Raw genomic sequence first — 8,193 nt, 5'->3', positions numbered from 1 at the left:
GCCAGCCGTGCTGGTGCGAGATGGTGCCGCCCTGGGCGACGATGGCCGCATTGACCGCCGTTTTCAGCGCGCGCCAGCGGGCCGCGCTCTCGGCCCCGTCGGCGCCCACCCGCAACACGAAGGTGCTGTAGACGCTGCTGCCCGTGGGGTAGACGTGCGAGAGGTGGGTGTAGGCGTGGCAGCGCTCGCCCAGTGCGGCCAGGGCCTGGGCGCCGGCCTGCTCGATGGCCCGCACCATCGCCGTGGTGCCGGTCCAGGGCAGGGCGGTCTCCATGGTGTCGACCATGTAGCCGGTCTCCCACAGCGCATTGCGCAGGTAGACGCCGGCAAAGCGCTTGGCGGCCCAGGCCCGGCCCAGGCGCTCGCCGGTGCCCACGCCGCCGTGGACGCGCCACAGCGCACCGGCCTCGGCCCGCAGCGCGCGCACCTGGGGGGCGCTGCCGGTCAGCCCCAGCATCAGCAGGCACTTGCCGGTGCCGCAGCCGCGCCAGGCCAGATAGCGCTCCAGCCAGGCGATGGTGCCGGCGTGGCCGGCCAGGCGCAGGGTGGTCTCGGTCTCCACCGCGTTGGACAGGCGCAGCATGGACAGCGGCAGGCGGCGTTGCGCCAGCTCGCGCACCGCGGTCAGGCCGGCGTCCCAGCTGGGGAAGAACACGCCCAGGAACTGCTCGCGCTCGGGCAGGCGGCTCACCCGCACCGTCACATCGCTCAGCACGCCCAGCCGGCCCTCGCTGCCCAGCACCCACTCGCGCAGGTCCGGCCCGGCGGCGCTGGCCGGCAGCGGCGGGATCACCCACTCGCCGCCGGGCGTCTGCAGCCGGCCGCCGGCGAACCACTGCTCGCTGCGGCCATAGCGCAGGCTTTGCTGGCCGCTGGAGCGCGTCACCACCCAGCCGCCCAGGCTGGCGTACTCGAAGCTCTGCGGAAAATGGCCCAGCATGAAGCCGCGGGCGCGCAGCTGGGCTTCCAGGTCGGGGCCGGTCACGCCGGCCTCGAAGCTGGCCAGCTGGGCCGTCTCGTCCAGCGCGCTCAGCGCGCGCAGCCGGGCCATCGCCAGGGCCAGCACCGGCCGGGGCTCGTCGGCCTCGGGCCGCAGGTGGCCCACCACGCTGGTGGCCCCGCCCACCGGGATGACCAGCACGCCCTGGGCCTGGGCCCAGTCCAGCAGGGCGCGCACGTCCTCGCGGGTCTCGGGGAAGGCCACGCCGTCGCAAACCCGGCCGATGGGGCCTTGGCGCAGCGCGATCCAGTCACCCAGGCTCTGGCCGTGGCTGGCGCGCAGCCGGGCCTCGGCGTCGGTCTGGATGAGGGGGTGGGGCGGCAACCGGCCAGGAGGCACCTGGGCCAGCGCCTCGGCCAGGCGCAGGTCGGCCGGTGGCCGGGCCGGGCCCACCCGCTCGCGCAGAAAGTCCAGTGCCCCGGCCGGCAGTGTGGCCTGCACCGTGTCGTCTCCCCATCCGTTCCAACGCCGCATCGTGTCCTCGTTCTGTGTCGTTCGGGCTGGCGGGCATGCTAGGCAGCGGGCGGTCGGCTGGCTTGGCCTGGGCCGCCAGGCCCCACACCGGCACTTGTGAAATCACGCCACGGCTGGGCGCGGCCGGGCATTGCCGCAAGCCCCGATGGCCGGCGCCGGGGGCTGTGCTAGAAACGCCGCGCCACTTCTGCCCGTTCCGCCGTGTCCCTCGCACCCGCCACCGACGACCGCAGCCAGGCCGCCGATGCCGCGGCCCGCCTGCACGGCCTGCCGCCCGCCCGGCTGGCGCGGGTGGCGCTGGCCTATGCCCAGCCGGCGCTGGACGCGCTGGCCGAGGCCGGGCTGGCGCCCGACGCCCTGCGGTTGGAACCACCGCTGTCGACACCCCTGCCCGACCCGCTGCCCGCCTTGCACTACATGGCCTTGCTGGAGGCCGCCGCTGCGCAGGGGGCGGGCGAGGACCTCGGCCTGCGGGTGGGCGCGCGCATGCGCACCGCCAGCTTCGTGGCCTACGGCCATGTGGTGCTCAGCAGCCCCGACTTCGGCGCCGCCATGGCGCAGACCCGGCGCTACGAGGGCCTGGCCCACGACCTGGGCCGCAGCGAACTGCAGGTGGAGGACGGCCAGGCGCATTACCTGTGGCACTGCCCCTGGCTGCTGCGCCAGCCGGGGCGGCAGGTCTGCGAATCGGTGATGGCCGGCATCTTCGTCTTTGTGCGCTGGCTGGCTCAGCGGCCGCTGCCGCTGCAGGCCCTGGCCTTTCCGCACCCGGCGCCCTCGCCCGCGGCGCGCGCCCGACTGGACGACTTCTTCGGCGTGAAGGTGCAGTTCGGCGCGCCGGTCACCCGGGCCTGTTTCGACGCCCGCCTGCTGGCCGAGCCCATCCCGAGCGCCGACGCCAGCCTGCTGCCGCTGCTGCAGCAGCATGCCGAGGCCCTGCTCAGCGCCCGCCAGACGGGCCTGCACGGTCTGTCGCCGTCCGGGGCGGCGCCCCCGGCCGAGCCCCTGGGCGAGCAGGTGCGCCGCCAGATCGCCGAGCGCCTGGCCCAGGACGGCGCCCGCATCGCCGAGGTGGCGCAGGCCCTGGGCCTGTCGCCGCGCACGCTGCAGCGCCGCCTGGCTGCGCTGGGCACGCCCTTCCAGGCCTTGTTGGACGGGGTGCGGCGCGAGCTGGCGCAGCGCTATGTGGCCGATCCGGCGCTGTCGCTGACCGAGATCGCCTTTCTGCTGGGCTATGCCGAGCAGAGCTCCTTCACCCACGCTTTCAAGGCCTGGTTCGGCCAGCCGCCGCAGGCCGTGCGGCGCCGGGGCTGAGGCGCCCCCTGCCGGGCGCGGCATCCCCTGGCCAGGGGGCGGTGCCGGGGCCGCCGCTGCCTAAGATGGCGGGCAGGGAGGACGGCCCCATGCCCCTGACCGAGGACGAACGCCAGCGCCTGCGCGACGAGGAGCTCTACCGCGCCCAGCTGCGCCGCGAGCTGGAACCCACGCGGGCCCCGCCTGGTGTGCTGGAGCGCCTGTCGGCCTTCTTCGAGAGCAAGCTGGGCTTCTGGCTGCTGACCACCGTGGTGGCCGGGTTGGCGGTCAAGCTGTCCGCGGAGTTCGGCAACTGGATCAACCACGGCGAGATCGAGCGCAGGGCCCAGGCCGAGCGGGACCGGGTCGCCGCCGAGCAGGCTCGGACCACCGCCGAGCAGGCGCGGCAGGAGCTGGACGCGGTCATGAAGATCATGCCCTTGCTGGTGTCCGACCAGCCGGCCCAGGGCCGGCTGGGGGTGGTGCTGCTCAACAGCGTGGCCGCGGCCAGTGGGGTGCAGAAGGGCACGGTGGATCAGATCACCGCCGCCTTTGCAGTCGGTGGTCGCCCTCGGTGCGGCACCCGACGCCAGCCCCCAGGCTCGGGACCAGGCCGACCAGGTCGCCCGCTTGCTGGACGCGGGCAGCAGCACCGCGGCGGCCGCACCGGGCAATGGGGCGGGTGGGGCGAGTGGGGCCGTGACGGCCGCCGCCGCGCCCGCACGGGTGGCGGCGCCGGCCCTGCAGGCCGTGACCCTGCCGGCACGGGTCTATGTGCAGATCGGCAGCGAGGAGCGCCGGCCTCTGGCCCAGCAGGCCCTGGCGGCCTTGCAGCAGGCGGGCGTGCTGACCCCCGGCATCGAGCGGGTGCCCACCCGGTCGGTGCCGGCGCGCCACCAGCTGCGCTACTGCCCGGACAAGGTGTCGCAGGACACCCTGCAGCAGGTTCAGCAGGCGCTGTCGCCGCTGCTGAACCCGCTGGACATGACCCCGCTCAAGCCCAGCCAGTGCGGCAATGTGAGGCCCAACCACCTGGAGCTGTGGCTGGCGGATTGAGCCGCCGTCGGACCCGTCTGGGGTCTCAGGCGCCGGGCAGCAGCTCCTGCACCAGGGCCTCGAAGGCCTGGGCCACCGGCGCGGGCCGTGGCCGGTCGTGCGCCAGCACGATGCCCAGCGGGGGCAGCGGCGGCAGGCCTGCGCCATCGCCCAGCACCGGCAGGTCCTCGGGCACGGCCGTCTGGGTCAGCACGCTGATGGCCTGGCCCGAGCGCACCACGGCCAGCAGGCCGGCCAGGCTGCTGCTGGCATAGGCCAGGCGGTGGCGCCGGCCGGCCCCGGCCAGCGCGGCCAGGGCCGCCTGGTGGTCCTGGGTCTCGGGGCCGGACAGGGCCAGGGGCAGCGGGTCGGCCCGCAGGGCCTCGCCGCCCGGGGCGCCCACCCACACCAGCGGCTCGGTGCGCAGCAGGCCCCGGGCCGTGGCCGGTTCGGCCACCGAGACCAGGGCCAGGTCCAGCTCGCGCCGGGCCAGGGCCTGGCGCAGCTGCGGCGTGGGGGCGCACACCACTTCCACCAGCACGCGGGGATGCCGGTGGGCAAAGCCGCGCAGCAGCGGCGGCAAGAAGCGCACCGCGTAGTCGTCCGGGCAGCCGAAGCGCAGCACGCCGCTGAGCGGGTCTTCGGCCAGATCGGCCAGGGCCTGGTCGTGCAGGGCCAGCAGGCGCTGGGCGTGCTCGCGCAGGCGCTCACCCGCCGCGGTCAGGCGCACGCCGCGGCCGGTGCGCAGCAAGAGGGGCTGGCCCACCACCGCCTCGAGCCGCTGCATCTGCAGGCTCAGCGCCGACTGGGTGCGGTGCACCCGCTGGGCGGCGCGGCTGAGCGTGCCGCTGTCGGCCACGGCCAGCCAGCTGCGCAGCAGATCGATGTCCAGGTTGGCGGGCAAGGTATGAGCGTTTCTGATGAGTGGTGCAAGAAGCTTTCGTTTTACCAGATGGCTCCGGCGCCGCAAGATCGGCCCATGTCCATTTGCTTCCCCTCAAGGTCCGCCATGTCCCAAAACGACGATCCCCTCTTCTGGCAACGTGCCCGTCAGCACCTGGTGCGCTACGGCGGCAGCTTCGAGCCGATGATCATCGAGCGGGCCCAGGGCTGCTGGGTCTATGACGCCGACGGCCGCGGCATCCTGGACTTCACCTCCGGCCAGATGAGCGCGCTGCTGGGCCATTCCCACCCGGAGATCGCCGCGGTGGTGACCGAGTCGATCCACACGCTGGACCACCTGTTCAGCGGCATGCTGTCGCGCCCGGTGGTCGAGCTGGCCACCCGCCTGGCCGAGGCCACGCCGCCCGGGCTGGACCGCTGCCTGCTGCTGAGCACCGGCGCCGAGTCCAACGAGGCCGCGCTGCGCATGGCCAAGCTGGTGACCGGCGGCTGGGAGGTGGTGGGCTTCGCCCAGTCCTGGCATGGCATGACCGGCGGCGCCGCGGCGGCCACCTACAGCGCCGGGCGCAAGGGCTACGGGCCGGCGGCGGTGGGCTCGCTGGCCATCCCGGCGCCCAACAGCTACCGGCCGCGTTTCACGAAGGACGGTGTGCTGGATTGGCAGACCGAGCTGGACGATGCCTTCGCCCTGGTCGACGCCCAGTCCACCGGCGCGCTGGCGGCCTTCATCGCCGAGCCCATCCTGAGCAGCGGCGGCATCATCGAGCTGCCCGCGGGCTACATGGCCGCGCTCAAGCGCAAGTGCGAGGAGCGCGGCATGCTGCTGATCCTCGACGAGGCGCAGACTGGCGTGGGCCGCACGGGGATGATGTTCGCCTGCGAGCGCGATGGCGTGACGCCGGACATCCTGACCCTGTCCAAGACCCTGGGTGCGGGTCTGCCGCTGGCCGCCCTGGTCACCTCCGCGGCGATCGAGGAGGCCGCGCACGCCAAGGGCTTCCTGTTCTACACCACGCACGTCTCTGACCCGCTGCCCGCGGCGGTGGGCCTGAAGGTGCTGGAGGTGGTGCAGCGCGACGGCCTGGTGCAGCGCGCCCAGGTGGCGGGCGAGCGCCTGAAGGCCGGCCTGCTGCGCCGCAGCAGAAGTACGACTGCATCGGCGACGTGCGAGGGCCGCGGCCTGTTGCTGGGCTTGGAGGTGGTGACCGACCGGCGCACCAAGAGCCGGCCTTCGCCCTTGGGCGAGGCCATCGGCCGCGAGGCCATGGGCCTGGGCCTGAGCATGAACATCGTCAAGCTGCCGCAGATGGGCGGGGTGTTCCGCATCGCCCCGCCGCTGACGGTGAGCGACGGCGAGATCGACCAGGGGCCTGTCCTTGATGGACCAGGCGATCGAGAAGGCGCTCAGCCGCCGTACTGCTGGCGCAGCGCCCGCTTGTTGAGCTTGCCCACGCTGGTGCGGGCCAGTTGCTCGACGAACAGCACCTGGTCGGGCACGCCGAACTTGCTGATCAGGCCTTCCTTCACCGCGGCCATCACATGGTCGCTGATGTCCTGCGGTGTGCAGGTCGCGCCGGGTTTGGGCACCACCAGGGCCAGCGGGCGCTCGCTCCACTTCGGGTCCTTCACGCCCACTACCGCCACCTCGCTGACGCCGGGGTGGCGGGCGATGATTTCCTCGATCTCCAGCGAGGACACCCATTCGCCGCCGGTCTTGATGACGTCCTTGATGCGGTCGGTCACTTGCAGGTAGCCGCGCACGTCGATGTGGCCGATGTCCTGGGTGTGCAGGTAGCCGCCGTGCCAGAGCTCGGCCGAGGCCTCGGGGTTGTGCAGGTAGCCCTGGGTCAGCCAGGGCGCGCGCACCACCACCTCGCCAGCGGACTGGCCGTCGCGCGGCAGGTCCCGCAGGTCCGGGTCCACGGTGCGTAGCTCCACCAGCGGCACCGGCCGGCCGGTCTTGATGCGGGTGGGCAGGTCGCGCGCGGTGCCCACATCGGCCGTGTCCACCTGGGCCAGGGTCAGGATGGGGCAGGTCTCGGACATGCCGTAGCCGGTGAAGATGTCGATGCCGCGTTCACGGGCGGCCAGGGCCAGGCCGGAGTTCAGCGCCGCGCCGCCGATGATGACCTTCCAGCGCGAGAGATCCACGTCCTTGGCGGCCGGCGACTGCAGCAGCATGTGCAGGATGGTGGGCACGCAGTGCGAGAAGGTGACCTTTTCCTGTTCGATCAGGCGCAGCAGCAAGTCGGGCTGGTAGCGCCCCGGGTAGACCTGCTTGAGCCCGATCATCGTGGCGGCATAGGGCATGCCCCAGGCGTGCACATGGAACATCGGCGTGATGGGCATGTACACATCGCCTCGGTGCACGCCGCCCTGGTCGCGCGCCAGCGCCAGGGCGCTGGTCACCCCCAGGGTGTGCAGCACCAGTTGGCGGTGGCTGAAGTACACGCCCTTGGGCAGGCCGGTGGTGCCGGTGGTGTAGAAGGTGGTGGCGCGGGTGTTCTCGTCGAAGTCGGGGAAGTCGCAGTCCACGGCGGCGCTTGCCAGCAGGGCCTCGTACTCGCCAGCAAAACCTTCGGGCAGGGCGGCGGGCTCGTCGCTCAACAGGACGAAGGTCTTGACCGTGGTGAGCTCGTGGCGGATCTGGGCCAGCACCGGCAGGAAGTCGCTGTGCACCAGCAGCAGGTCCACCTGGGCGTGGTTGAGGGTGTAGACGATCTGCTCGGGTGCCAGCCGCACGTTCACCGTCATCAGCACGCTGCCCAGCATGGGCACGGCGAAGAAGCACTCCAGGTAGCGGTGCGAATCCCAGTCCATCACGCCCACGGTGCGGCCCAGGCCGGCGTCCTGGGCCCGCAGCGCATTGCCCAGGCGGCCGATGCGCTCAAACAGCTCGCCGTAGCTCAGCCGCCGCTTGTCGGCGTAGACGATCTCTTGCTTCAGCGCGGTGGCGCGCGGGGTGTGTAGCAGCTGCTTGATCAGCAGCGGGTAGGCATAGGATTCAGGCGTGCGGTCGATCATGGTGCGAGGGTCGCGAGCGTGATGGGGTTGCAGGGATGCTAAGGGGCACCGCGTGAGGCCCATGCCGGGTTTCCACGGGAAGCGTGGCTGGCCCGATACTTCAGGTTGACACTTCCAGGCCTGTCCATGTTGCGCTACCTCACCGTCCCCGTGACCCCCTTCCAGCAGAACTGCTCCATCGTCTGGTGCAACGAGACGATGCAGGCGGCCGTGATCGACCCGGGCGGCGAGGTGGACCGGTTGATCGCCGAGATGCAGCGCCTGGGCGTCACCCCCACCGCGCTGTGGCTCACCCATGCCCACATCGACCACGCCGGCGGCACCGGCGAGATGGCCCGCCGGCTGGGCCTGCCCATCATCGGCCCGCACCGGGGCGATCTGTTCTGGATCGAGCAACTGCCCGAGCAGAGCCGCATGTTCCGCTTTCCGGCGGGCGAACCCTTCCCCTGCCACCGCTGGTTGGA

Annotated in this window: 7 protein-coding genes and 1 pseudogene; 4 read left to right on the top strand and 4 right to left on the bottom strand. The window is 72.7% G+C overall.

Annotated features, from left to right (window positions below; translation table 11 throughout):
• Positions 1 to 1,474: FAD-binding oxidoreductase (locus tag I73_RS02460; protein ID WP_040499442.1), on the bottom strand; the 1,474-nt coding region annotated here is incomplete at its 3' end.
• A gap of 201 nt (positions 1,475 to 1,675) precedes the next feature.
• Between I73_RS02460 and I73_RS02455 the strand changes: the two genes are divergently transcribed.
• Entirely contained in the window at positions 1,676 to 2,788 is a 1,113-nt protein-coding gene (locus I73_RS02455; protein ID WP_022979167.1) for an AraC family transcriptional regulator, read from the top strand.
• Positions 2,789 to 2,924: 136 nt separating this feature from the next.
• On the opposite strand, the gene I73_RS02450 is transcribed toward I73_RS02455, so the two are convergent.
• Positions 2,925 to 3,296: a hypothetical protein gene (locus tag I73_RS02450; protein ID WP_022979166.1), complete on the bottom strand. Its 372-nt coding sequence runs from the start codon at positions 3,294 to 3,296 to the stop codon at positions 2,925 to 2,927.
• Positions 3,297 to 3,328: 32 nt separating this feature from the next.
• Between I73_RS02450 and I73_RS34545 the strand changes: the two genes are divergently transcribed.
• Complete coding sequence (locus I73_RS34545; RefSeq protein ID WP_148289655.1) at positions 3,329 to 3,823, top strand: hypothetical protein; 495 nt, start codon at positions 3,329 to 3,331, stop codon at positions 3,821 to 3,823.
• Positions 3,824 to 3,848: 25 nt separating this feature from the next.
• Here I73_RS34545 and I73_RS02440 read toward each other — a convergent pair whose 3' ends face one another.
• Positions 3,849 to 4,706, bottom strand: coding sequence for a LysR substrate-binding domain-containing protein (locus I73_RS02440; RefSeq protein WP_022979164.1), 858 nt, complete (start codon positions 4,704 to 4,706; stop codon positions 3,849 to 3,851).
• Between the two features lie 3 nt (positions 4,707 to 4,709).
• On the opposite strand from I73_RS02440, the pseudogene I73_RS31300 reads away from it, so the two are divergent.
• Positions 4,710 to 6,014: pseudogene (locus I73_RS31300) on the top strand (aspartate aminotransferase family protein); the annotation flags it as partial.
• Positions 6,015 to 6,109: 95 nt separating this feature from the next.
• Here I73_RS31300 and I73_RS02420 read toward each other — a convergent pair.
• A complete protein-coding gene (locus tag I73_RS02420) occupies positions 6,110 to 7,729 on the bottom strand; it encodes a fatty acid--CoA ligase (RefSeq protein ID WP_022979160.1) in 1,620 nt (539 codons plus the stop codon).
• Between the two features lie 126 nt (positions 7,730 to 7,855).
• Between I73_RS02420 and I73_RS02415 the strand changes: the two genes are divergently transcribed.
• On the top strand, positions 7,856 to 8,193 hold a 338-nt coding region (locus I73_RS02415; RefSeq protein WP_026096223.1), incomplete at its 3' end, for an MBL fold metallo-hydrolase.

Source organism: Ideonella sp. B508-1 (assembly GCF_000333615.1).
Classification (GTDB): domain Bacteria; phylum Pseudomonadota; class Gammaproteobacteria; order Burkholderiales; family Burkholderiaceae_C; genus Ideonella.
This window is presented reverse-complemented; position numbering and strand designations above follow the sequence as displayed.

Coding starts and splice junctions, on each gene's coding strand:
- I73_RS02420 (WP_022979160.1), bottom strand. CDS start 7,729: ATGATCGACCGCACGCCTGAATCCTATGCCTACCCGCTGCTGATCAAG.